Consider the following 22,681-nt stretch of genomic DNA (forward strand, 5'->3'; position numbering starts at 1 on the left):
CTTTGATTTTTTTACAGTGCGTCCGCGCCGGTCTCGCCGGTGCGGATCCGAACCACCTGCTCGATCGGCGTCACGAAGATCTTGCCGTCGCCGATCTTGCCGGTTCGCGCCGCGCGCTCGAGCGCCTCGATCGCCTGATCCACGATGTCGTCCGATACCGCCGCTTCGATCTTCACCTTCGGCAGAAAATCGACCACGTATTCAGCGCCCCGATACAGCTCGGTGTGGCCCTTCTGCCGTCCGAAGCCTTTGACTTCGGTCACCGTGATGCCCGACACGCCGATCGCCGACAGGGCTTCGCGCGCTTCATCGAGCTTGAACGGCTTGATGATTGCGGTAATGAGTTTCATGAAATCCTCGCTAGTTGTTGCTGAACCGTTGCTGCCCGGTTGCGTACCCGTGACCGCGGTCTCCTGCGCTCCCGGTAAAAGTGTCCTGGCAGTGCGCGCGCGGCAGTAACAGCAACTCCTATGCCATATCGTGTCTGACTGCGCGTCGCGCGCGTGGCGCAGCGCGCCCGGGCGGCCTTATCCGAACGGCCAGCGGCGCGGCCGGCGGTGGCGCGGCGGGGGGATCGTTGCTAGAGTGTTCGAACATTCTGAACGAGAGGCGCGCACCAAACACGTTCACGAGGCCGCGGCAGCGAAGCAGCCGCGCGCACCAGGACCGCCCATTCGCCGCAACGGGGCACGGGCGCAATGAAACATGCACATTTTTTGTGCACCAAGGGGAACACGATGAAACAACCGAACGACGTTTTTAACGACTTCCAGGCTCGCGTCAGCGATCTGTTCAAGAATTCGCCGGCCAAGGATGTCGAACGCAACGTCAAAGCAATGCTGACGCAGGGCTTCTCGAAGCTCGATCTAGTCACGCGCGAGGAATTTGATACGCAGACCCAGGTGCTCGTGCGTACGCGCGCGCGCCTGGAAGAACTCGAGCGCCGGGTCGCTGAGCTTGAACAGAAGCTGCCGCTCACCCAGACGCCGTAAGCAACGGTTGCAGCCTTCGCGCTGCGCAGTGCCACACATCACCGGCAAGCGGGCCGTGACGTCATCAGCGTTTTAGGGGATCTGCGCGCGAAGTGAGCGCGCTGTCCGACGGGAGGGAATATGTCGCTTGCCGTGGTGCGCAGCCGCGCGCCGGCCGCTGGCCGTGCGCCCGAAGTGACCGTCGAGGTTCACCTCGCCAATGGACTGCCGTCCTTTTCGATCGTCGGCCTGCCCGACCTGGAAGTGCGCGAGAGCCGTGAGCGCGTGCGCGCGGCGCTGCAGAACTGCGGTTTTGATTTCCCGGTCCGCCGCATCACCGTCAACCTCGCGCCCGCCGATCTGCCGAAAGAATCCGGTCGTTTCGATCTGCCTATCGCGCTCGGCATCCTCGCCGCGAGCGGGCAAATTCCGGCAGAATCGCTGCTCCATCGCGAGTTCGCCGGCGAGCTGTCGCTGACCGGCGCGCTGCGGCCGATGCGCGGCGCGTTCGCGATGGCATGCGGCACCGCGCGGGGCGCTCTGACGAGCGCAGACGCCGCCTGCGCAGACGCCGACGCATCATCTGAAACGCGTTCCGCGTTGCCGGCCCTCCTCGATCAGGCAACCGCGCAGGCGTTCCCCACCCCACAGCTCTACCTGCCGGCCGCTAGCGCGGCGGAAGCGGCGCTCGTACCCGGTGTCGATGTGTACGGCGCCGCCGATCTGCCGTCGCTATGCGCGCACCTCGCAGGCGCGCCTGACGCGCGTCTTAGCCCGGTCGCCGCACCCGAGCTCCACGAGCACGCCGCCGCTCCGGCGCCGGACATGGCTGACGTGATCGGCCAGCGCGCCGCGCGGCGCGCACTCGAAGTCGCGGCGGCCGGCGGCCATCACGTGCTGCTGATCGGGCCGCCCGGCGCCGGCAAGTCGATGCTCGCGGCGCGCCTGCCCGGCCTGCTGCCGCCCATGACCGACGACGAAGCGCTCGCTTCCGCCGCGCTGCTGTCGGCGAGCCGCATCGGCTTCAAGCCGTCGCAGTGGCGGCAGCGGCCGTTTCGCGCGCCGCACCATTCGTCGAGCGCGGCGGCGCTGGTCGGCGGACGCAATCCGCCGCAGCCTGGCGAGATCACGCTCGCGCATCTGGGCGTGCTGTTTCTCGACGAGCTTCCCGAATTCGACCGCGTGGTGCTCGAAACGCTGCGCGAGCCGCTCGAAGCCGGCCGCATCACGATCTCGCGCGCCGCCTGGCAAGCGGACTTCCCCGCTGCCTGCCAACTGATCGCCGCAATGAACCCGTGCCCATGCGGCTGGCGCGGCGATCCGGGCGGGCGCTGCCGCTGTACGCCCGAAGTTGCGGCGCGCTATCTGCGTAAATTGTCGGGACCGCTGCTCGACCGCATCGACATCCAGCTGGAAATTCCAGCTCTTACCGCCACCGAACTCGCGGCCCGCGCCGCTACCGCCGGCGAAGCAAGCGCGGCGATCGCACACCGCGTGAGCGCTGCGCGCGAACGGCAACAGGTCCGGCAAGGCAAGACCAACCGCGAATTGGACGGGCGCGAAGTCGACGATGTGTGCCGCCCGGACGCAGCAGGCGAGGCACTGTTGCGCGAAGCCGGCGAGCGCTTCGGCTGGTCGGCGCGCGCGTACTACCGGGTGTTGAAGGTCGCGCGCACCGTCGCGGATCTGGCTGGCGAGGCGATGCCGAGCGCCGCGCAGGTCGCCGAGGCAATCCAATACCGCCGCGCTTTTGGCTCGTTATGATGAGAAAAAACTACTGTCAAGACTTGACTTATTCACACAGCCACGATCCTGTTAGATTTTGATACAACTCGAAAGCGCGCAGACAGACATCTCTCCAATGCATTGATTTAATTGACTTTTTTAAAACCCCCTGCGCTCGTGGATTTTGACGAAAGGCCCGTCTGATGGGCTTTTGCGGCCTTTGAAGGCGACTTTTCAACAGAGTTATCCACAGGTTGTGCGCGTAACTCAAAAAGCTCAACGTAAACCGGTAATTAGCGCGCAAACCTGCGAAGGAACTTTCACTGCATTCGGCATTCTGAGGCGCGTCCGTTCGGCCAAAAATACCGCGTTCAGTAGAGTTGGAACGACGAAAAAAACTGGTCGACCTGGTCTTGCGGCAGCGGTTGATCGGCGATGATCGCCGCCTGGTACACGTGTCGGCCGCGCGCGACGAGCCGCGCATACACGGTGCGCGTTTCGTGTTTGGCGCCCGCGGCGCCGCTCACCGTCATTTCCTGCCCCGGAATCTTGCCGCCCGCCGCCAGCGGGATCTGCACCGCGTGAGCATCGGGTGTCGCGCCGACGTTGCGCGCCAGTCCCGCGCGCAGGAAATCGAGTGCGGCGCGCTGCGTCGCGTCGCTATCGTCGGGCAGCATCACGGTGCCGACCGCGAAGACCGCATTGCCCGCTTCGGCAGTCTGCATCGCCATCTGCATGGGTGTGCCGTCGATCTGCACCGCGCGCTGGTCGTTGCCCGGCTTGGCCGGGAAGTCGACCGTGTAGCCCTTCTCGTTGTTCATCACGGTGCGCCAGTCGAAGGTCGGCGAGCAGGCGCTTAGCGCGACGCCGAGCGCCAACGCGGCCGTCATCGCGCCGAGCACGGTACGAGCGTGACCGGGTCGCGTGAAAGCGCGAAGGAAATGGCCCGCCGGCTGGAAGACGTCCGCACGGCGGCCGGGAATTCGGCGGATCAACGGAAAGCGGCACGAAACGCGGGCAACCGGGCGGCAGACGCGAAGAACGATTTGGAGCATGGGGCGAAAGAGATCGGGCTTGCGGAGCGTAAAACGCCATTATCCGCTGATCGGCTGCCGGCCCGTCGCGCCGAGCCGCACGCTTCGGCCACCTCGGCGCAGCCGCCCCATTGCAGCTACAATGGAAAAGCTATTGAGCACCGGCCCGAGCGCCATTGCACCGACCCATTGTTCCGCGCCGCGCGCGACTCACGAGGTTCCGTCCATGAGTTCCAATTCACCGACCGCCGCCCGGCGCATGAACCCGCTTCGCTACCTGATTGCGGTGGCCGTGGCCATTGCGCTCGCCGTCGCCGGTTACCTGGCGTTTGCCGGTCAACAGCGCGTGCCAGATGCGACCTTCACGCTGCTATCGGGACAGAAGCTCACGACCGCGGACCTGAAAGGCAAGGTTTATCTGGTCAATTTCTGGGCAACGAGCTGCGACACCTGCATGAAAGAAATGCCGCAGATGGTCGAGACCTATAACCGCTTCAAGAGCCAGGGCCTCGAATTCGTCGCGGTGGCGATGAACTACGACGCGCCGATGTACGTGACCAACTACACGCAAACGCGTCAGTTGCCGTTCAAGGTCGCCATGGACGACGGCTCGGCCGCCAAGCAGTTCGGCAACGTGCAGCTCACGCCGACCACCTTCGTCGTCGATAAAGACGGCAAGATCCTGAAGCGCTACGTCGGCGAGCCGCAATTCGCGGAACTCGACCAGTTGCTCGCGAAAGCGCTGAAAGCTGGCGCGGCTTAAGCCGGGTGAAGCAGATCCTCAACGCGCCGGCGCAATCTCCCGCCGCCGGCGCCTTCCTCCTCACCGCTCCCCATCCCCTTTGGCCGCAAGGCCATATCGCTTGATCTTCTCGTAGAGCGTCGCCTTGCCGAGCTGCAGCCGGTCCGCCGCGACCGCGACCACGCCGCCCGCCTGCTCCAACGCCTCGGCAATCATCGCGCGCTCGAACTGCTCGACACGCTCCTTTAGCGGATGGGTGGCCCCGTCGTCTTCGTCGAACGACAGCACCGGTTCGTCGGCGATGCCGAGTACGAAGCGGTCGGCGGCATTGCGCAGCTCGCGCACGTTGCCCGGCCAGTCGCGCTGCATCAGGCTCGCACGCTGCCGATCGGTGAGGATCGGCGCCGGCCGCTGATAACGGACCGCAGCATCGAGCAGGAAATGCTCGAACAGCGGCACGATGTCCTCGCGACGCTCGCTCAACGGCGGCAGCGCGATCGTCACCACGTTGAGCCGGTACAGCAGATCGCGCCGGAATGAGCCATCCGCGACATGCTCGGCCATATCGCCTTTCGCCGCCGCGACCACGCGGCAATTGACCCGAATCGGCTGATTCGAGCCGAGCCGCTCGAGCACGCCGTCCTGCAGCACGCGCAGCAGCTTGACCTGCAGCGCGAGCGGCATGCTCTCGATCTCGTCGAGAAACAGCGTGCCGCCCGATGCATATTCGAGCTTGCCGATCCGCCGTTTGGCCGCGCCGGTGAACGCGCCCGGCTCGTAGCCGAACATTTCCGATTCGAACATCGGCTCGGGCAGCGCGCCGCAGTTCACTGCGATGAACGGCTTGTCGCGCCGCGGCGACAGCTCGTGCAGGCTGCGTGCGATCAGTTCCTTGCCCGCGCCGGTATCGCCGTTGATCAGCACGGACGCATCGGTCGGCGCGACGTTGGCGATCAGCCGCCGCACTTGCTCGATCGCCGGACTGCGTCCGATGATACGCGGCGCGACCGCGTTTTGCCCGGCCAGCTCACGGCGCAACGCGAGGTTTTCGAGCACGAGTTTGCGGCGCTCCATTGCACGCCGCACGGTTTCGATCAGCCGCTCGGACGCGAACGGCTTTTCGATGAAGTCGTAGGCGCCATCGCGCATCGCCTGCACGGCCATCGAGATATCGCCGTGGCCGGTGACCAGAATCACCGGCACGTCGGGCGCGCGCTCGTGGCACTGCGCGAGCAGATCGAGGCCGCTCGCGCCGGGCAGCCGGATATCGCTGACGATCACGCCGGAGAAGTCCGCGCCGATCAGCCTCGCCGCCGCCTCGACCGATGCATGGCCGATCACGTCGAAGCCGGCCAGTTGCAGGCTCTGCACGCTCGCGCGCCGCACCAGTTCGTCGTCTTCGATATACAGCACTTGCAGGCCGTCGTTCATTGCGTGTTCCGGGTGATGCGTCAGTGTGAAATCAGGAGCCCGCCGTCAGCGGATCGTGCGAAGGACTGGTCTGCACGCGCGCGCGACGCAGCGTCAACACGAATGATGCACCGCCTTGCGGCGCGTTGCGCGCGACCAGCGAGCCGCCGCAATCACGCGCGATCGACGACGAAATCGCGAGGCCAAGGCCGAGCCCCTGGCCCATTTCCTTCGTCGTGAAGAACGGTTCGAACAGGTGCGGCAACACGTCGTCGGGAATGCCGGGGCCGTTGTCGCCGACCGCGATCGACAGATTCGCGGCGCCGGCCTCGACCTCGACCGTGATACGCGGCGGGTTCATGCCGGCAGTTGCGTCGAGCGCGTTGCCGAGCAGGTTGATCAGCACCTGTTCGAGCCGCAGATCGTCGCAATTCGCGATCAGCTCCGGATGATCGTCGGCGAGATTCAGCGGCGTGCGCGCGCCGCCTGCCGCAGCGGCGGACCCAGCGTCGGTGTCAGCCTCGGCATCGATCAGCACGAATTCGAGCTCGACGCCCTGCAGACGCTTCTGCAGCAGCGCGACGACGTTGCGCAGCGCCCGCACGATCGACGCGCGCGCGCTGCGTGGCCGCGCGCGGCCGACGAACAGCTTCAGCTGATTGGTGATCTTGCCCATGCGCTCGGTGAGCGCCGCGATCGCTTCGAGATTCTCGCGCGCCGATGCCTGATCGCCGCGTTCGAGCAGCACGCGGGTGTTGTCGGAGAAACTGCGCAGTGCCGCGAGCGGCTGGTTCAGCTCGTGCGTGATGCCGGCCGCCATCTGGCCGAGCGCGGCGAGCTTGCTCGCCTGGATCAGTTCGTCGTGCGCGGCGCGCAGCTCCTGTTCGGCGCGGGTGCGCTCGGCGACTTCCTTTTGTAGCTGCTGGTTCGCCTCGGACAGATCCGCGGTGCGCTCGGCGACGCGCTGATTCAGTTCGGCATACGCCTTCTGCAGCAGCGCGCGGCTGCGCATCACTTCGCGCACGCGCGCGCGCCGCATGCGCCAGTAGAACGCGAGCAGCACCAGCGACACGTAGCCGAAGCCGGTGACGATGGTCGCCTTGAGCGCGTCGGCATCGACGGGATCGACTGGGGACATCGTGATCAGATGCCAGTCCGGCTCGCCCATCGCGTGCCGCGACGCCAAGTAGCGCGGTGCGAGGCGCCCGCCGCCGATGCGCAGAATCTGCGCATTGCCTTCGAGCATGCGCTCGACCGTCACCGGCAGCGGCTCGATCGGCTGCTGCGCGTACTGGCGCGCCTGATAGATCGAATCGGCGATCCGGCCGGGCAGCGGCCGGATCGTGTGGTACTTCCACGCCGGCACCGACGACAGGAAGATCACGCCATGATCGTCGGTGACGACGAGCGGCTCGGACGCGTCGACGCCCTGAAACCATTCGAGGTCGAGCTTGACGACCGCCACACCGACGATCTTGCCGTCGCGCCGCACCGGCTGCGAGATGTAGTAGCCGGGCGCCTGCGAAATCGTGCCGATGCCGAAGAAGCGGCCGACGCCGCCATTCATCGCATCGACGAAATACGGCCGGAACTGATAGCCGGCGCCGACGAAGCTGCCCGGGCCGCGCCAGTTGCTGGCGGCGACGCAGTAGCCGTCGAGCGAAATGATGTAGGTGACCGTCGCGCGCGCATGGCGGTTCAGGTCTTCGAGATAGAGATTCGCGCGCTGGACGTTGGCGGGGTTCGGATCGAGCAGCACGTCCTGCACGATCGGATGCTCGGCGAGCAGATAAGGCAGCGATTCGTAGCGCTCGAGCGTGCTCCTGAGCGCGCTCGCGGTGCGCTCGGCGCGCACGGCGGCGTTGCGCCGCAGCGTGTCGACACCGCTTTTCCACGCAAGGCTGTAGGTGAGCCAGCATGCCGCCACGAGCCCGGCTGCGAGCGCGAAGAGAATCAGCAGGCGGCGGGTCACGTTGGCAAGGTCCGATAGATGAGCATCGGACATTGTGGCATAGGGCGGCAACGGGTCACCGCCAGAGGTACGGGTCGCAGGCTCCGGGAACGCCGGAGCGACAGCAGACGCCTCAGTCGAATGCGCGGACGCCTGTTTCATGCTCGAGCGTCCGCGCTGGTCACGACAGGGTTGGCCGAGCCCGGCTCAAACGCCGGCCGGCTCTTTGACCGCTACCTCGCCGCGCAGCACCTTGTTCAGCCGGGCGCGATCGAGCTCTTTTTCCCAGGCCGATACGACGACCGTCGCGACACCGTTGCCGACGATGTTCGTCAGCGCGCGGCACTCGCTCATGAAGCGGTCGATGCCAAGGATCAGCACCATGCCCGACAGCGGAATCGTCGGCACGACGGCCAGCGTCGCCGCGAGCGTGATGAAGCCCGCGCCGGTCACGCCGCTCGCGCCCTTCGAGGTCAGCATCGTCACCGCGAGCAGCGTCAGCTGCTGGCCCCACGAGAGGTCGGTGTTGGTCGCCTGGGCGATGAACAGCACCGCCATCGTCATGTAGATGTTGGTGCCGTCGAGGTTGAACGAGTAGCCGGTCGGCACCACGAGGCCCACCACCGAGCGCGAGCAGCCGAGATTTTCGAGCTTCTGCATCAGTTGCGGCAGCGCGGCTTCGGACGAGCTCGTGCCGAGCACGATCAGCATCTCTTCCTTGATGTACGCGACGAAACGCAGGATGTTGAAGCCCACCATCCGTGCGATTGCGCCGAGCACGACCACCACGAATACGATCGAGGTCAGATAGAACGTGCCGATCAGCTTGAGCATCGGCAGCAGGGAGCCGATGCCGTACTTGCCGATCGTGAAGGCCATCGCGCCGAACGCGCCGATCGGCGCGAGCTTCGTGATGATGCGCACCATGCCGAACAGGATGTGCGACAGCCCTTCGATGAAGTTCGTGACGGGCTTGCCCTTCTCACCGGCCGTCGCGAGCACGGCGCCGAACAGCAGCGCGATCAGCAGGATCTGCAGGATTTCACCCTGCGCGAACGCCGACGACAGCGTGTCCGGAATCAGGTGCATGAAGAAGTCGACGGTCGACTGGCCGTGCGCCTTCGCGGCGTACGACGCGACCGCGCGGCTATCGAGCGAGGCCGGGTCGACGTTGAAGCCGGCGCCGGGTCGCAGCAGGTGCGTGGCGGCGAGGCCGAGCACCAGAGCGAACGTCGAGACGATTTCGAAGTACAGCAGCGCCTTGCCGCCGACGCGTCCGACCTTCTTCATGTCTTCCATGCCGGCGATGCCAGTCACGACCGTGCAGAAGATAATCGGCCCGATCACCATCTTGATCAGCTTGATGAAGCCGTCGCCGAGCGGCTTCATGTCGGTGGCGAGGTTCGGGTAGAAATGTCCGAGTACGATGCCGATGATGATCGCCACGATCACCTGGACGTACAGCACTTTATGGATAGGTTTCTTCACGATGATTCCTGCGAGGGATATGAGCGAATGACCTGCCGCGACGCGCGACACGCAAACGAAACGTCGTCACGTGCGCGCACGGTAGCGGGCCGCTGCAAAGACGACGAATTCAGAAATACCGGGAAGGGAAATCGGACATCGTTGTCTCCTTGCTTTTATGTCGGGCCGTGGCGGCCACGCGTTTTAATTTGCAAGGTCGATGCCAGTTTGATTTCAGACTGAGAGCCTTGATTTTTATGGGTTTTTAGGCAAGGCGCCGCGTGCTCCGTCCGGGATTCCGGAAATCCGGACGAATTCTGTCGGGGAATCCGGAATCCAGTGCGCGCACGGTTGCGGGAAAACCGGCAGGGGTCGGCGCGAAGCTCGCGAGCGCGACTTCAGCTCAACAGATCGATCCGATCCGTGCAAATCATGTCGACGCCCCATTCTTCGAGCACCCGCGCGCGCCCCGGATCGTTCACCGTGTACGCGAGCACGCGCAGCCCGGCCGCGCGGATCTGCGCGACCAGCGGCTCGCTCAGATAACGGTGACTCGCGTGCAGCGATGCGCAGTCGAGCTCACGCACGATGCTCAACCAGTCCGCCGGCACCTGCTCGAACAGCATGCCGCGCGGCAGCGACGGCGCGGCAGCGCGCGCGGCGGCGAGCGCGTCGAACGAAAATGACGACAGGAGCGGCGGCGTCTGCCCTCGCCAAAGCTCGAGCGCGCCTTGGGCGACCAGCGTGCCGGTGATGACTTCGCGGCCCGGACACGGCTTGATCTCGATATTCGCGGCGATGCCGTCGCGCGCGCAACGCCCGGCCGCGTCGGCCAGCGTCGGCAGCCGCGTGCCGGCGAACTCGGCGCCGCGCCACGCGCCGGCATCGAGAGCGGCGAGTTGCTGCCACGTATGCAGGGCCGCGGGCCCGTGGCCGTTGGTCGTGCGATCGAGCGTGTCGTCGTGCAGCAGGAACAGCGCGTTGTCGGCGGACAGCTTCGCGTCGAATTCGACCATGCGATAGCCGTAGCGCACGCAGGCGTCGAAACCGGCCAGCGTGTTTTCCGGCGCGAGCGTTCCGCCGCAGCGGTGCGCGATCAGCCGCGGGTAAGGCCATTGCGCGGAGGTCCCGCGGTCGATCCCAGTTGCCACGTGTCGTTTCCTTACTGATAGATGAACGGTTCAAAAAAAAGCCCGCACATCGGCGGGCTTTTTCGTTTTTGCGGGGCGTGAAGCGACGCAACAGCGGCGACGCGTCAGCGCGTCAGACTACGCCGGCTCCATGCGCCTGCACGTCGGCGTGATAGCTCGAACGAACCATCGCGCCCACCGCGGCGTGCGTGAAGCCCATCTTGTACGCCTCTTCCTCGTACATCTTGAAGGTGTCCGGATGCACGTAAGCGCGCACCGGCAGATGGTGCTCCGACGGCTGCAGATACTGGCCGATCGTCAGCATGTCGACGTCGTGATCGCGCAGATCGCGCATCACCTGCAGGATTTCCTCTTCGGTTTCGCCGAGGCCGACCATCAGGCCGGACTTGGTCGCGACGTGCGGATGCAACGCCTTGAAGTCCTTCAGCAGCTTCAGCGAATGCGCGTAGTCCGAACCCGGACGCGCTTCCTTGTAGAGACGCGGCACCGTTTCGAGGTTGTGGTTCATCACGTCGGGCGGCGCCGCGTTGAGGATGCCGAGCGCTCGGTCGAGGCGGCCGCGGAAGTCCGGCGTCAGGATTTCGATGCGCGTTTCCGGCGACAGCTCGCGCGTCTGACGAATACATTCGACGAAGTGCGCCGCACCGCCATCGCGCAGATCGTCACGGTCGACGCTGGTAATCACCACGTACTTCAGCTTCAGCGCCGCAATGGTGCGCGCGAGGTTGGCCGGTTCGTCGACGTCGAGCGGATCGGGACGGCCGTGGCCGACGTCGCAGAACGGGCAGCGGCGCGTGCACTTGTCGCCCATGATCATGAAGGTCGCGGTGCCCTTGCCGAAGCATTCGCCGATGTTCGGACAGCTCGCCTCTTCACACACCGTGTGAAGGTTGTGCTCGCGCAGGATCTGCTTGATCTCGTAGAAGCGCGAATTGCCGGTGGCCGCCTTCACGCGAATCCAGTCCGGTTTCTTCAGCTTTTCGATCGGGACGACCTTGATCGGGATGCGCGCGGTCTTGGCTTGCGCTTTCTGCTTCGCCGTAGCGTCGTAGGCGGCGGGGGCCGGCACGCCCTCGGGCGCGGGGTTGGCTGCGGTGTTCGCGGTTACGTCAGTCATTCGTTCGATCCAGTCAGGCGGTGAGCGCACCGGCCTGCGGTTGGGCGACGGCCGCGGGATTGCCGTCGAGGTTTGCGGTGAGACTTGCTGCGAGGGTACGGGCCACGTGGTCCCAGCCGGCGGCGACGCCGAGCGTCGCCATGTCGACCGTTTCGAGCCCCGCGTAGCCGCATGGATTGATCGCGAGAAACGGAAGCAGGTCCATGTTCACGTTCAGACTCACGCCGTGATAGCTGCAACCGTTGCGGATTTTCAGGCCAAGCGCCGCGATCTTCGCGCCGACATGCGACCCGGCCTCGGGCCCGGGCGCCACGTAGATGCCAGGGGCGCCCGCCTTGCGTTCTCCGGCGAGATTATACGCCGCCAGGGTGTCGATCACGGCCTGCTCGATCCGCGTGACCAGCTCGCGCACCATCAGCTTGCGCCGGCGCAGGTCGAGCAGCAGATACGCGACCACCTGGCCGGGCCCGTGATACGTGATCTGCCCGCCGCGGTCGACCTTGACGAGCGGAATGCTGCTGTCGGCCGCGAGCAGGTGAGCCGGATCGCCGGCCTGGCCGAGCGTGAAGACGGGCGGATGTTCGACGAGCCAGATTTCGTCGGGGGTGTCGGAGGTGCGGGCGTCGGTGAACGCGCGCATCGCGTCGAAACTGACCTGATACGGTTCGAGGCCGAGCCAGCGCAGCTTGGGTGGCTCGATGGCAGCTAGAGGAGACGGAGAAACCGGGGTGGCGCGCATGATCCCGCGAGTTTACCGAAATCTCGGAAACCGCGCCCGAGGGGACGGGACGCAACGCAGAGGGGCTGGCGCGCCGCCAGCCCCATCGTAAGACGCGGCGCAGCCGCCGCACCCACGCTCAAACCGTGCGCCAGCCGCCGCGCACGCGCATCATCCAGCGCTCGGCGATGCGCGCGAACCAGTTCAGCGCACGCTTGTCGCAGCGGGTCGGCACCGAGAACGTGACCTTCGCGAACGTGGCGCCCTCGGCGCTGAGCCAGAGCCGCTCGCCGCGGCGCAGATGCAGCGTCTGGCCGGGCTGCAGCCAGTAGTCTTTGGTGTCGTCGCTGCGCGTGACCCACACTGCGCCGCCGCGCACGATCAGCTTCGTGCTGCGCGCGACCTTCAGCGGCAGCGTGTCGCCAGCGCGGATTTCATATGCAATGCTAGAGGAAATTTCTCGCATGAGGCCCTCGCCAAAAATCGTTTCCTGACTAGAATCCTAGGTGCAGCAAGGACTTAGGCAAAACGATCAATTTTCACGTCTATGTGAGAAATATTGCGATGGACCTGCGTCAACTCCCCGCTCTGAACGCGATCAAGGCGTTCGAAGCCGCCGCCCGCCACGAGAGCTTTTCGCGCGCCGCCGACGAGCTCTTCGTCACGCACGGCGCGGTCAGCCACCAGATCCGCGGGCTCGAGGCCGAGCTCGGCGTGTCGCTGTTTGCGCGTGACGGCAAGCGCGTGCGCCTCACCGAAACCGGCCGCCGTTACGCCACCCAGGTGCGCGCCGCGCTGATGGAACTAGCCGATGCGACCCGCGCGATACGCGCCGGCGACCGCGAGCGGCGCCTCGTGATATCGATGCTGTCGTCGTTCGCGGCGCGCTGGGTGACGCCGCGCATCGGCAGCTTTATCGAGGCGAATCCGCAGTGGGATCTCGAGCTGCTGACCACCAACGCGCTGACGGACTTCGCGCGCGACGACGTCGACGTGGCGATCCGTTTCGGCTTCGGCAAATATCCGGGACTGCACGCCGAGCTGCTGCTCGACGAGATTTTCTTCCCGGCCTGCTCGCCCAACTTCAACGGCGGCAAGCTGCCGCAAACCCCGGCCGATCTCGCCAAAGTCCCGCTGCTGCGCTCCGACGACGAGCTATGGCGCCCGTGGTTCGACGCCGCCGGCCTCACCGACTGGCCGGAACCGAAACGCGGCGTGCTGTATCAGGATTCGTCGAATCTGCTGCAGGCGGCGGTCGACGGCCAGGGGGTTGCGCTCACGCGCCGCTCGCTCGCGATGCACGAAATCGCGGCAGGCCGGCTCGTGCGGCTGTTCGATGTGGATGGGCCCAGCCCGTGGCAATACTATCTGGTCTGCCTGCCGCAGACGCTGGAGACCGCGCGGGTCAAGGCGTTTCGCGACTGGGTGTTCGACGAGGTGGCGCGCTTCAGGCAGCTGTTCGATCTCGCCTGCGCGGCGGGGCCCGAGGCGAGTGCGCGCCTTGCGGCGGAGGGGGCGACGGCGGACGCGTTGCGCGCCGCGTCGTGAGGTGAAAAACCGCGTGCGGTGTTACAGCACGACCTTGACCATCGGATGGCCGGTCAGCGCGCGATAGATGTCGTCGAGATGCGCGCGGCTCGTCGCGCGCACGTGGACGGTCAGCCCCGTGTAGGTGCCGCTGCTCGACGGCCGCGTCTCGACGCGCGACGCATCGACCTCGCTATCGAACTCGCGCACCACTTCGACGATCGTCGCGGCAAACTCGGGGTGCGATTTGCCCATGATCTTGATCGGGAAATCGCAGGGGAATTCAAACAGTGAGTCGTTCTCGGGATTCATTCTCTACTCCTTCTTGCGCCGCGACGGCTTCGGCCGCCTTGGCTCGCTGATACGCCGCATACAGCGCCGCAAACACCGCGCCCGGCTGGCCCGCGCCGACCGGCGCGCCGTCGAGCCGCGTGACCGGCAGCACTTCCTTGGTCGCCGAGCTGACGATGATTTCATCGGCCGCGCGCACTTCGGCCTCGGTGATGTCGCGCGCCTCGAAGCGTATGCCGCATTTGGCCGTCAGCTCCTCGATGAGCCCATAGCGGATTCCTTCGAGAATCTTCTTGCTGCGCGGCGGCGCGGCCAGCACGCCATCCTTCACGACCCACACGTTCGACGACGACCCTTCGGTCAGCAAACCATCGCGGAACTGCAGCGTCTCGAAGGCGTCGTTTTCGGCCGCGTATTGCGCCATCAGCACGTTGCCGAGCAGCGACACCGACTTGATGTCGCAATTGAGCCAGCGACGATCTTCCGCGCTCACGCACGCGACGCCGCTCGCGCGCTGCGCGGCGCCGGGCAGGCTCAGCGCGGTAACCATCACGAACACGGTCGGCTTCACGCCGGCCGGAAACGCGTGAGCGCGCTTCGCGACGCCGCGCGTCACCTGAATGTACGCGATCGCGTCCTGATCGGCACCCAAGCCGCCGTCCGCTTCGTTGGCCTCGACCACCCGCTCGATCAGCTCGCGCCAGCCGGCGTCGTCGAGCGGATTGGCGATGCCGATCTTGCCGACCGAGCGCGCGAGCCGCGCCAGATGCTGCTTCAGACGAAACGCGGTGCGGCGGCCGCTCGCGTGCGCGTACAACGGCGCCACTTCGTAAATGCCGTCACCGAAAATGAAGCCGCGGTCGAGCACCGGCACGCGCGCTTCGGACAACGGCACCAGTTCGCCGTTCAGAAAAACGATCGGGTCCGGCGCAACCTCGCAGACAGCGGTCATTGCGACGTAGCCCTTACTTTTTCTTGTTGAACATCAGCATCAGCGAGTCCCACACGCGGCCGACCACACCGGCTTGCGGCACCGGCTGCAGCGCGACCACCGGGAACTGCGCGAGCACCTTGCCGTCGGCGACCAGCTTGGCGGTGCCGATCTGCTGGCCGTTCGCGATCGGCGCGATCAGCGGATCGTTCAGTTCGATCTGCGGCTTCGCCTTGTCGCCGGCGCCCTTCGGCAGAGTGATGTACTGGTCGCTCTTCACGCCGACCTGCACGCTGTCCTGCGAACCCTTGTAGACGCGCGGCGTGGCCACGACCTGGTTCGCCTTGTACAGACGCGTCGTGTCGTAGGCGGTGTAGCCGTAGTTCAGCATCTTCAGGCTGTCCTGCACGCGGTCGTGCTCCTTGGTCTCGCCCATCATCACCGAGACGAGACGGCGCGACGCGTCGGTCGTGCCGGGCAGCGGACGCTTCGCGCTCGCGATCAGGCAGTAGCCGGCCGCTTGCGTGTGACCAGTCTTCAGACCGTCGACGCTCGGGTCGATCCACAGCAGACGGTTGCGGTTCGGCTGCTTGATCTTGTTGTACGTGAATTCCTTGACCGAGAAGATGTTGTAGTAGTCCGGATAGTCGCGGATCAGGCGCGCCGACAGGATCGCGAGATCGCCCGCGGTCGTGTAGTGCTGCGGGTCGGGCATGCCGTTCACGTCGGCGAAATGCGTGTTCTTCATGCCGAGCTTCTGCGCTTCCTTGTTCATCATGTCGACGAACTGCGCCTCGTTGCCGCCCACCAGTTCGGCGAGCGCGATCGCCGCGTCGTTGCCCGACTGCACGATCATGCCGTACACGAGGTCGTGCACGGTCACCGGCTTGAGCGCCTCGATGAACATGCGCGACTCGTCGTTGCGCACGCGCCGCACGGCTTCGCTCGGCTCGATGCTCTGATCCATCGTGATCTTCTTGGTGCCGAGCGCTTCGAACACCAGATACGCGGTCATCAGCTTGGTCAGCGACGCCGGTTCGACGCGTTCGTCGGCATTGGCGGACGCGAGCACCTGGTTGCTGGTCGCATCGACGAGCACCCACGAGCGCGCGTTGACGCCCGGCGGGGGCACCTGCGCGAACGCGGTGCTCGCGACCAGCGTGGCCGGCAGCACGAGGCCGACGGCGATGGCACGGTTGAGCGAAGTGGGAATGAAAGAAGCGACTGACGGGAAAGACGTGCGGCCAGAGGAGGAGAAACGCATAGGGTCGATTGGTGCAGAAAAATACGTTGCGCGACAGCGCGCGGAGTTGGGGGAGCCGGTCGGCGGGGCATCTGGCCGTAAAACGGCGGGCGCCTGTTGGACTGATGGCGACGCAATCGGTTCGCGAGCACAGCGCTAAGCACCCGGCCGCGCCCTCCCGCGAAATGATTCCGCGGCGCGCGATTCTGCCGGCTGGGCGGCGCTGTGCCCAAAAAAAGAGCGCTCATTATACGCGCGCTACCTGGTCAACTTCGTGCGTGTGTCGTTGATTTGCACACGTTTGCGCGTACCTGTCCCCCGCGAAACGCGTGTCGCGCGGTTTCAGCGCCAGGCGTCGACGATGATGCGCTTCAGGATGTGAAGCTTACGATGCAGAAAGTGCTCGGCGCCCGGAATCACGACGACCGGCAGTTCCTGCGGCCGCGCCCAGTCGAACACGGATTGGATCGGAACGGTCTCGTCGACTTCGCCGTGAATCACGAGCGTGCCTTCGGGCACCGGCGCGACGTCCCAGCGGCTCGCCGCGGTACCGACGAACACGATGCGCTCGATTTCCTTGCCTTCGTCGCGCAGCTTCGCCGCGACGTGCGACAGCACCACGGTGCCGAACGAAAAGCCCGCGAGCACGAGCGGCAGATCGCCAAAGTCCGGATCGGCGCGCATGTGCTCGAGCACCGCGCACAGATCGTCACGCTCGCCGACGCCCGCGTCGTGTTCGCCCTGAGTCTGGCCGACGCCGCGGAAATTAGACCGGTACGTGACGTAGTTCAGTTGCACGAGCGTGCGCGCGAGTGTCTGCGCGACCTTGTTGTCCATCGTGCCGCCAAACAGCGGATGCGGATGCGCGACGAGCGCAATGCCGCGCGGCGCGGCGCTTTTATCGCGCACGTCGTCGGGCAGGTCCAGCGCGACCTCGATCTTGCCGACCGGGCCGTCGATCAGATACTTCTTCGTGTTGACGTTCATCGGGATGCCTGTGGATCGTTTCGTGGTTCGCGCTATTGATCGATCTTCAGACGCTCGACGACCTTGCCGTTCACGAGATGCGATTCGACGATCTCGTCGATGTCGCTCTCGTCGACGTAGGTGTACCAGACCGCCTCGGGATACACGACGAGCGCCGGGCCCAGTTCGCAGCGATCGAGGCAGCCGGCCTTGTTGATGCGCACCTGGCCGGGACCGGCGAGCCCGAGTTGCTTCACGCGCTTTTTCGCGTACTCCTGCATCGCCTGCGCATTGCAGTTCGCGCAGCTCGGACGCTCGGCGCCGGGGTCGCGTTGATTCAGACAGAAGAAAACGTGGTGCTTGTAAAAGGAATCCATGATGTTCGGGAGGCGAGCCTGAAAGGAAATGCAATGGCGCAGTCGGCATCCGGTATGCCGAAGCGCCCGTCGTGCGGACGATTATAGCGACCGGGCTGTGCACGCGCCGGGGCCTGGCGGCCGCAGCGCGAGCACGTCAGGCCGGCTTCACGCGCCGCTTCAGCCACGCCCGCTCGACCGCGAACGCGAGCCACACCAGCGCCGCATAGGGCCACATCCACGCGAGCCAGCGCGCGAGCCCATTGAAATGCAGGTAGCGTCCCTGTCTCCAGTCGGCGAGCACCGCGTCGAAATACGGATTCACCGGCAGCAGATTGACGAACACGAGTGCGATGACCAGCGCGACCCCGGCGAGCGTCGCGCGCACGCGCCGCCGCAGCGGCAGCGCGACGAGCGCCGCGACGGTGCCGCAGACGAGTCCGAGCAACGCGCCCGGCGTCGCCCAGTCGAACGCGAGGCCCGATTGCGATTGCAGGAACGTCGCGCCGGCCTTCACGCACAAGGTCGCAACGATGAACCCGAACAGCAGGCGCACGCGCGGCGCATGACGGCGCATCGGCAGCGACGCGAGCGCAAGCGCCGCGAACAGGTTCAGCGTCGTGATCAACGCTTCCCATGTGTCGTCGTCAAGCCACGCGGCGGCCGCCGCCGGCCATGTGCCGACCTGCCATGCAGACGGCGTCCACGCGAGCAGCGCGTCCTGAGTGGCCGGATCGACGCTCAGCCACAGCGCGCGCGGCCAGGTGCCGAGGCCGAACAGGCGCGGCGCCGGAAACATCGTCGCGAACGGCCACGCGGCGACGATGCACGCGAGCGTCGCATGGCCGCGCTCGAACCACAGCAGCCGCAGACGCCTGAGCAGGCCGCGATCGAGCAGCGCGCCGGTCAACGGCGACATCATCGCCGCGCCGACGAGCGCGCCGAGCGTGTTGGCCGCAAGATCGAGATTTGAGGCGACGCGGGTCGGCAGATAGGTCTGCACGGCTTCCATCGTGCCCGACAGCAGGCCGCCCAACACGAACGCGAGCGCGACGGCCAGCGTGCCGCGCCAGCGCGGATACACCGCGAGCACCACCAGCGCGCCGAACGGCATATAGCCGAGCACGTTGGTGACGACGTCGAATGCCGTCAGGTACTGCGGCATCGGATCGAACAGATAGGCGAACGGTGCGATGCCGAGCGAGCGCCACCCCGAGAACGGATACCACGAGCCGTACACGATCAGCGCCGCGTACAGCAGCAGCGCCCGACGTGCCAGCGTCGACGGGCGGCGCAGCCACGGGCGTTCGCTCATGCGGCGCTCCTTTGCGTGCGCTGCCTGCCCGTCATTGCGCGGCGACCAGCGCCTGCGAGCCGAGCCACGCGGCGATCTGCGCGACGAGGTCGTCGCTGGCCGCGGCGAGCGCCCGCGCGCCGCCGGCCGCATCCGCCGAATGGGCGGGCGCGTGCGCGACGAAGGTGTGCTGGGCGAGCACCTTGCCGCCCTTCATCAGCGTGGCGCGCGCGGTGATCGCGCCGTGGCTGTCGGTCGGGCTGGCGAACACCTGCTCGAACTCGGTCAGATCGACCCGCAGCACCGGTGCGCTCACGCCGTCCGCACCCGTCAGCACGGTGCCGCGCTCGCTCAGCGCGTTGCGCAGGCGCTGCGTCAGCAGTTGCGACGGCATCATCGTCCAGTGGCTGTTGGCGTAGGCGGCCGTCTGCTGCGCATCGGCGTAGCTCAGCCGATACGTCAGCCGGTCCGATTCGAGCACGGACGGCGCGCTCACCTCGAGCACCTTGACGGCCGCCAGCCGGCTCGCGGCGGCGGCCTGCGGCGGCGGTCCGAAGTCGTAGCGCACGTCCGACACGACCGCGGACGTGCCCGCGCAGCCCGCCGCCAGCATGCCGAACGCGAGCAGCGCCGCGAGCGCGGCGCGCGAGGACAACAGTCGGTGAATCGAGCGTGACATGGGCATCTTCCTCTGTTCTAGCCTGCGAATTTAACGGGCTGCGGGGGCTGCGGGCGCGGCGGCGGGCCACGCGAAGCCGGCCTCGCCCGGACCCGGCGCCGCGCGCGGCGCGCCGAACAGCACGCTGCGCGGATTGGTATTGAAGGTGTCGGCGGCGCGATCGATCGATTGCGCGGCGGAGCGCACGTCCTCGGTCAGCGAATTGACGCGCGGCAGCGTCTCGAAGCCGACCCGCGCGGACAGGTCCTGCAGCGACGTGTTCATCTGCGTGAGCGCATCGCCCGCCTGCTGCGCGGCCGTGCCGACCTTGTTCAGATTGCGCTCGAGGGGTCCGTCCGGACGGTTCAGGCCGGTGATCATCTGGTCGGTCGAGGCGAGCGTGTGGTTCAGCTGGTCGATCGTGCCGGGCAGCTTGCTGGCGACCGGCGCCATCTCACGAGTCAGCGTCGCGACGCCCGAAGCCGCCTGCGCGATGCTCGCCGCCGTCTCGTGCAGCTGTTCGACCATTTCCGGCGAGAGCATGTCGTTCACGCTGTCGGTGACTTTTTCTAACTTGCGCAGCAGCACGTCGCCGCGCTGCTGCAACTGGTCGAACAGACCGGGGTGCATCGGCAATTGCGCGACCTGCTGCGCCGACGAGTGCAGCGGCGTCAGGTCGCGCCCGGTATCGTCGAGCTGGATGAACGCGATGCCGGTCACGCCCTGCAAGCCGAGGCTGCCGAACGTCGAATGCGTGATCGGTGCGTGCTCGTCGACCATGATGCGGATCAGGATCTGCCCCGGATGGGTCGGATCGAACTTGATCGACTGCACGCGGCCGACGTCGAGGCCGCGAAAGCGCACCGCCGCGTCCGCAAAGAGGCCGGTCACGTTGGTGCGCGCGATCAGGTCGTACGGCACTCGCACGGTGCGGTCGACATTGAACAGATACGCGGCCAGCGCGATCGCCGCCGTCAGCACGACCGTAAAGAGCCCGGCCCAGAACGCATGTGCTTTGTTTTCCATTGTCAGTTTTCCTGATTCATAGCGGCCCGCTTGATGGCGGCCGGCCTCACAGCGACAACTCGGACGACGCCGGCTCGAGCGCCGCCTGCGGCAGCTTCGCGCGGCGCTCGGGCGGCAGCGCCTGGAGCGCGCGGCGCCCGCGCAGGCCGAGGAAATATTCGCGGATGAACGGATGGTCGACGCCCGCGGCCTCCTCGACCGGCGCGTTGACGAGCACTTTCCGATCGGCGAGCACGGCCACGCGCGTCGACAGCGCGACCATCGTGTCGAGATCGTGGGTGATCATCACGACCGTCAGACCGAGCGCGCGATGCAGCCCCGAGATCAGCTCGACGAATTCGTCGGACGCCTGCGGGTCGAGGCCGGCGGTCGGTTCGTCGAGGAACAGCAGTTCGGGTTCGAGCGCGATCGCGCGCGCGATGCCGACCCGCTTGATCATGCCGCCCGACAGCGCCGACGGCATTTTCGACGCGTGCTTGCACGGCAGTCCGACCATTTCGAGCTTCAGCATCACGATGTCGCGCAGCAGGTCTTCGGGCACCTTGCCGAGCTCGCGCACCGGTTGCGCGACGTTGTCGAACACGGACAGCGACGAGAACAGCGCGCCGCGCTGGAACAGCATGCCGGAGCGGCTGCGCATCAGCAGCGCGGTCTCGGGCGAGATCGTGGCGAGGTCTTCGCCGAACAGCTTGATCGTGCCCCGCGACGGCCGCTCGAGGCCGAGAATCTGCCGCACCAGCGTGGTCTTGCCCGAGCCCGAGCCGCCGACGATCGACACGATCTCGCCGCGCCGCACGTCGAGGCTCAGATGCTGATGCACGATGTTGCGGCCGTAGCGCTTGGTGATGTCGATCACCTCGATCACCGGCTCGGCAATCGACGGTACGGGCTGGCCGCGTACGGCCTCGGTTAGTGGCGCGATCATCCGAGCCCCACGTTCTGAAAGAGGATCGCGAACACCGCGTCCGCGAGAATCACGATGGTGATCGACGTGACCACCGAGGTCGTCGTGCCTTCGCCGAGACTCTGCGAATTGGCCTTGATACGGAAACCGAAATGACAGCCGGCGAGCGCGATCAGCATGCCGAACACCGCGCCCTTGCCAAGGCCGATCCACAGGTTCGCGATCGGCACGACGACGGGCAGCTGCCGCGCGAAGAAGCTCATGTCGATACCGAGCACGAGCTTCGCGGCGAGCGCACCGCCTGTCAACGAGATCACGTTGGTCCACATCACGAGCAGAGGCATCGCGACGGACAGTGCGATCACGCGCGGCAGGATCAGCCGCAGACCGTGCGGGATGCCCATCACGCGCATCGCGTCGAGCTCCTCGGTCACGCGCATCACGCCGATCTGCGCGGTGATCGCCGAGCCCGAGCGGCCCGCCACCAGAATCGCCGACAAGACCGGGCCGAGTTCCCGAATCACCGCGAGGCCGAGAATATTGACGATAAACTGGTTCGCGCCAAAGATGCGCAATTGCTGTGCCGATAGATAGCTCAACACGATGCCGATCAGGAACGCGACGAGCGCAGTGATCGGCAGCGCGCGGGCGCCGGCGTTGTAGATGTTCGCGGAGATTTCGGTCCACGGCGTGAGTTTCGGTTTACGCACGATCGCGAGCAGATCGAGCACGAAGCGCCCGAGCATCGTGACGCCACCCTGCATGTGCTCGACGAACGAGAAGATGCCAAGGCCGAGACGCGTGAAGGGATCGAAGCGCGTGACCGGCTCGGCGCTCTCGCGCACCGTGTCGAGCAGCGCGATGCGCTCGAAGATGTCGCGCTGCGTGTCCGTGAGCGCGGTGCCCGGCGGCAATTTGCGGCCCCATACGCGCCACAGCGCCTGGCCGCCGACGTGGTCCATGCTGTCGACGCGCGACAGGTCCCACCCGCCGATGCGCTGCGCGCCGGTCAGCGAACGCAGTTGCGGAATCACGTGCCCGGTGTCGCGATCGCGCGCGAGCGCGAGCGCCGTCCACTGGCCCGAGAGACGGACGATCTTGCCTTGGCTGCCGGCCGCGACTTCAAGGCCGGGCGGAGTGTCGTAGTTCAAGGATCGCGTGAATCTGGTTATCGGATTAGCGGCCATTGTAACGAAGGC

General features: G+C 66.2%; 23 protein-coding genes. 4 read left to right on the forward strand and 19 right to left on the reverse strand.

Annotation, left to right across the window (positions count from 1 at the left end; genetic code table 11):
* Positions 1-11 precede the first annotated feature (11 nt).
* Complete coding sequence (locus AB3X86_RS02590) at positions 12-350, reverse strand: P-II family nitrogen regulator (RefSeq protein WP_013088261.1); 339 nt, start codon at positions 348-350, stop codon at positions 12-14.
* Between the two features lie 387 nt (positions 351-737).
* Here AB3X86_RS02590 and AB3X86_RS02595 point away from each other — a divergent pair, with 387 nt between their 5' ends.
* Complete coding sequence (locus AB3X86_RS02595; RefSeq protein WP_176109667.1) at positions 738-992, forward strand: accessory factor UbiK family protein; 255 nt, start codon at positions 738-740, stop codon at positions 990-992.
* A 120-nt stretch (positions 993-1,112) separates the two neighbouring features.
* Complete coding sequence (locus AB3X86_RS02600; RefSeq protein ID WP_368594805.1) at positions 1,113-2,735, forward strand: YifB family Mg chelatase-like AAA ATPase; 1,623 nt, start codon at positions 1,113-1,115, stop codon at positions 2,733-2,735.
* A gap of 332 nt (positions 2,736-3,067) precedes the next feature.
* On the opposite strand, the gene AB3X86_RS02605 is transcribed toward AB3X86_RS02600, so the two are convergent.
* Positions 3,068-3,586: a hypothetical protein gene (locus tag AB3X86_RS02605; RefSeq protein WP_368594806.1), complete on the reverse strand. Its 519-nt coding sequence runs from the start codon at positions 3,584-3,586 to the stop codon at positions 3,068-3,070.
* A 370-nt stretch (positions 3,587-3,956) separates the two neighbouring features.
* Here AB3X86_RS02605 and AB3X86_RS02610 point away from each other — a divergent pair, with 370 nt between their 5' ends.
* A complete protein-coding gene (locus AB3X86_RS02610; protein ID WP_368594807.1) occupies positions 3,957-4,493 on the forward strand; it encodes a TlpA disulfide reductase family protein in 537 nt (178 codons plus the stop codon).
* 60 nt (positions 4,494-4,553) lie between these two features.
* Here AB3X86_RS02610 and AB3X86_RS02615 read toward each other — a convergent pair whose 3' ends face one another.
* The 7 genes from AB3X86_RS02615 to AB3X86_RS02645 form a co-directional block, all read right to left on the reverse strand.
* The gene (locus AB3X86_RS02615; RefSeq protein WP_368594808.1) at positions 4,554-5,903 is read right to left on the reverse strand and encodes a sigma-54-dependent transcriptional regulator; all 1,350 of its coding nucleotides are present in this window, start codon (positions 5,901-5,903) and stop codon (positions 4,554-4,556) included.
* 31 nt (positions 5,904-5,934) lie between these two features.
* On the reverse strand, positions 5,935-7,887 hold the full coding sequence (locus tag AB3X86_RS02620) for an ATP-binding protein (protein ID WP_368594809.1): 1,953 nt from the start codon (positions 7,885-7,887) through the stop codon (positions 5,935-5,937).
* Positions 7,888-8,040: 153 nt separating this feature from the next.
* Positions 8,041-9,321: a dicarboxylate/amino acid:cation symporter gene (locus tag AB3X86_RS02625; protein WP_176109672.1), complete on the reverse strand. Its 1,281-nt coding sequence runs from the start codon at positions 9,319-9,321 to the stop codon at positions 8,041-8,043.
* Positions 9,322-9,698: 377 nt separating this feature from the next.
* Positions 9,699-10,451: a glycerophosphodiester phosphodiesterase gene (gene ugpQ, locus AB3X86_RS02630; protein WP_368594810.1), complete on the reverse strand. Its 753-nt coding sequence runs from the start codon at positions 10,449-10,451 to the stop codon at positions 9,699-9,701.
* A gap of 112 nt (positions 10,452-10,563) precedes the next feature.
* Complete coding sequence (lipA, locus tag AB3X86_RS02635; protein ID WP_368594811.1) at positions 10,564-11,568, reverse strand: lipoyl synthase; 1,005 nt, start codon at positions 11,566-11,568, stop codon at positions 10,564-10,566.
* A gap of 13 nt (positions 11,569-11,581) precedes the next feature.
* Positions 11,582-12,307 (reverse strand): lipoyl(octanoyl) transferase LipB, encoded by a 726-nt coding sequence (lipB, locus tag AB3X86_RS02640; RefSeq protein WP_368594812.1) that lies wholly within the window; start codon positions 12,305-12,307, stop codon positions 11,582-11,584.
* 118 nt (positions 12,308-12,425) lie between these two features.
* Positions 12,426-12,752 (reverse strand): DUF2917 domain-containing protein, encoded by a 327-nt coding sequence (locus AB3X86_RS02645; RefSeq protein WP_368594813.1) that lies wholly within the window; start codon positions 12,750-12,752, stop codon positions 12,426-12,428.
* Positions 12,753-12,850: 98 nt separating this feature from the next.
* Here AB3X86_RS02645 and AB3X86_RS02650 point away from each other — a divergent pair, with 98 nt between their 5' ends.
* Positions 12,851-13,834: a transcriptional regulator GcvA gene (locus AB3X86_RS02650; RefSeq protein ID WP_368594814.1), complete on the forward strand. Its 984-nt coding sequence runs from the start codon at positions 12,851-12,853 to the stop codon at positions 13,832-13,834.
* A gap of 21 nt (positions 13,835-13,855) precedes the next feature.
* Here the strand turns inward: AB3X86_RS02650 and AB3X86_RS02655 are convergent, their stop codons facing one another.
* The 10 genes from AB3X86_RS02655 to AB3X86_RS02700 form a co-directional block, all read right to left on the reverse strand.
* Positions 13,856-14,125 (reverse strand): DUF493 family protein, encoded by a 270-nt coding sequence (locus AB3X86_RS02655; protein ID WP_013088246.1) that lies wholly within the window; start codon positions 14,123-14,125, stop codon positions 13,856-13,858.
* Positions 14,097-15,056: a D-amino acid aminotransferase gene (locus tag AB3X86_RS02660; protein WP_368594815.1), complete on the reverse strand. Its 960-nt coding sequence runs from the start codon at positions 15,054-15,056 to the stop codon at positions 14,097-14,099. Before AB3X86_RS02660 ends, AB3X86_RS02655 begins: the two co-directional genes overlap by 29 nt.
* A gap of 13 nt (positions 15,057-15,069) precedes the next feature.
* Positions 15,070-16,299: a D-alanyl-D-alanine carboxypeptidase family protein gene (locus tag AB3X86_RS02665; protein ID WP_368594816.1), complete on the reverse strand. Its 1,230-nt coding sequence runs from the start codon at positions 16,297-16,299 to the stop codon at positions 15,070-15,072.
* A 321-nt stretch (positions 16,300-16,620) separates the two neighbouring features.
* Positions 16,621-17,265 (reverse strand): alpha/beta hydrolase, encoded by a 645-nt coding sequence (locus tag AB3X86_RS02670; RefSeq protein WP_368594817.1) that lies wholly within the window; start codon positions 17,263-17,265, stop codon positions 16,621-16,623.
* 32 nt (positions 17,266-17,297) lie between these two features.
* Complete coding sequence (locus AB3X86_RS02675) at positions 17,298-17,621, reverse strand: ferredoxin (RefSeq protein ID WP_176122244.1); 324 nt, start codon at positions 17,619-17,621, stop codon at positions 17,298-17,300.
* Positions 17,622-17,757: 136 nt separating this feature from the next.
* Positions 17,758-18,915: a VanZ family protein gene (locus AB3X86_RS02680; protein WP_368594818.1), complete on the reverse strand. Its 1,158-nt coding sequence runs from the start codon at positions 18,913-18,915 to the stop codon at positions 17,758-17,760.
* A 31-nt stretch (positions 18,916-18,946) separates the two neighbouring features.
* Complete coding sequence (locus tag AB3X86_RS02685; RefSeq protein WP_368594819.1) at positions 18,947-19,573, reverse strand: ABC-type transport auxiliary lipoprotein family protein; 627 nt, start codon at positions 19,571-19,573, stop codon at positions 18,947-18,949.
* 30 nt (positions 19,574-19,603) lie between these two features.
* Positions 19,604-20,578, reverse strand: a complete 975-nt coding sequence (locus AB3X86_RS02690) for an MlaD family protein (RefSeq protein ID WP_368594820.1) — start codon at positions 20,576-20,578, stop codon at positions 19,604-19,606.
* 46 nt (positions 20,579-20,624) lie between these two features.
* The gene (locus AB3X86_RS02695) at positions 20,625-21,503 is read right to left on the reverse strand and encodes an ABC transporter ATP-binding protein (RefSeq protein WP_176385431.1); all 879 of its coding nucleotides are present in this window, start codon (positions 21,501-21,503) and stop codon (positions 20,625-20,627) included.
* Positions 21,500-22,633 carry an MlaE family ABC transporter permease gene (locus AB3X86_RS02700; protein ID WP_368594821.1) on the reverse strand — a complete coding sequence of 378 codons (1,134 nt, stop codon included), beginning with the start codon at positions 22,631-22,633 and terminating at the stop codon, positions 21,500-21,502. The genes AB3X86_RS02695 and AB3X86_RS02700 overlap by 4 nt, the downstream gene beginning before the upstream one ends.
* Positions 22,634-22,681: the final 48 nt, after the last annotated feature.

This window comes from Paraburkholderia sp. BR14374 (assembly GCF_040948685.1).
GTDB lineage: Bacteria > Pseudomonadota > Gammaproteobacteria > Burkholderiales > Burkholderiaceae > Paraburkholderia > Paraburkholderia youngii.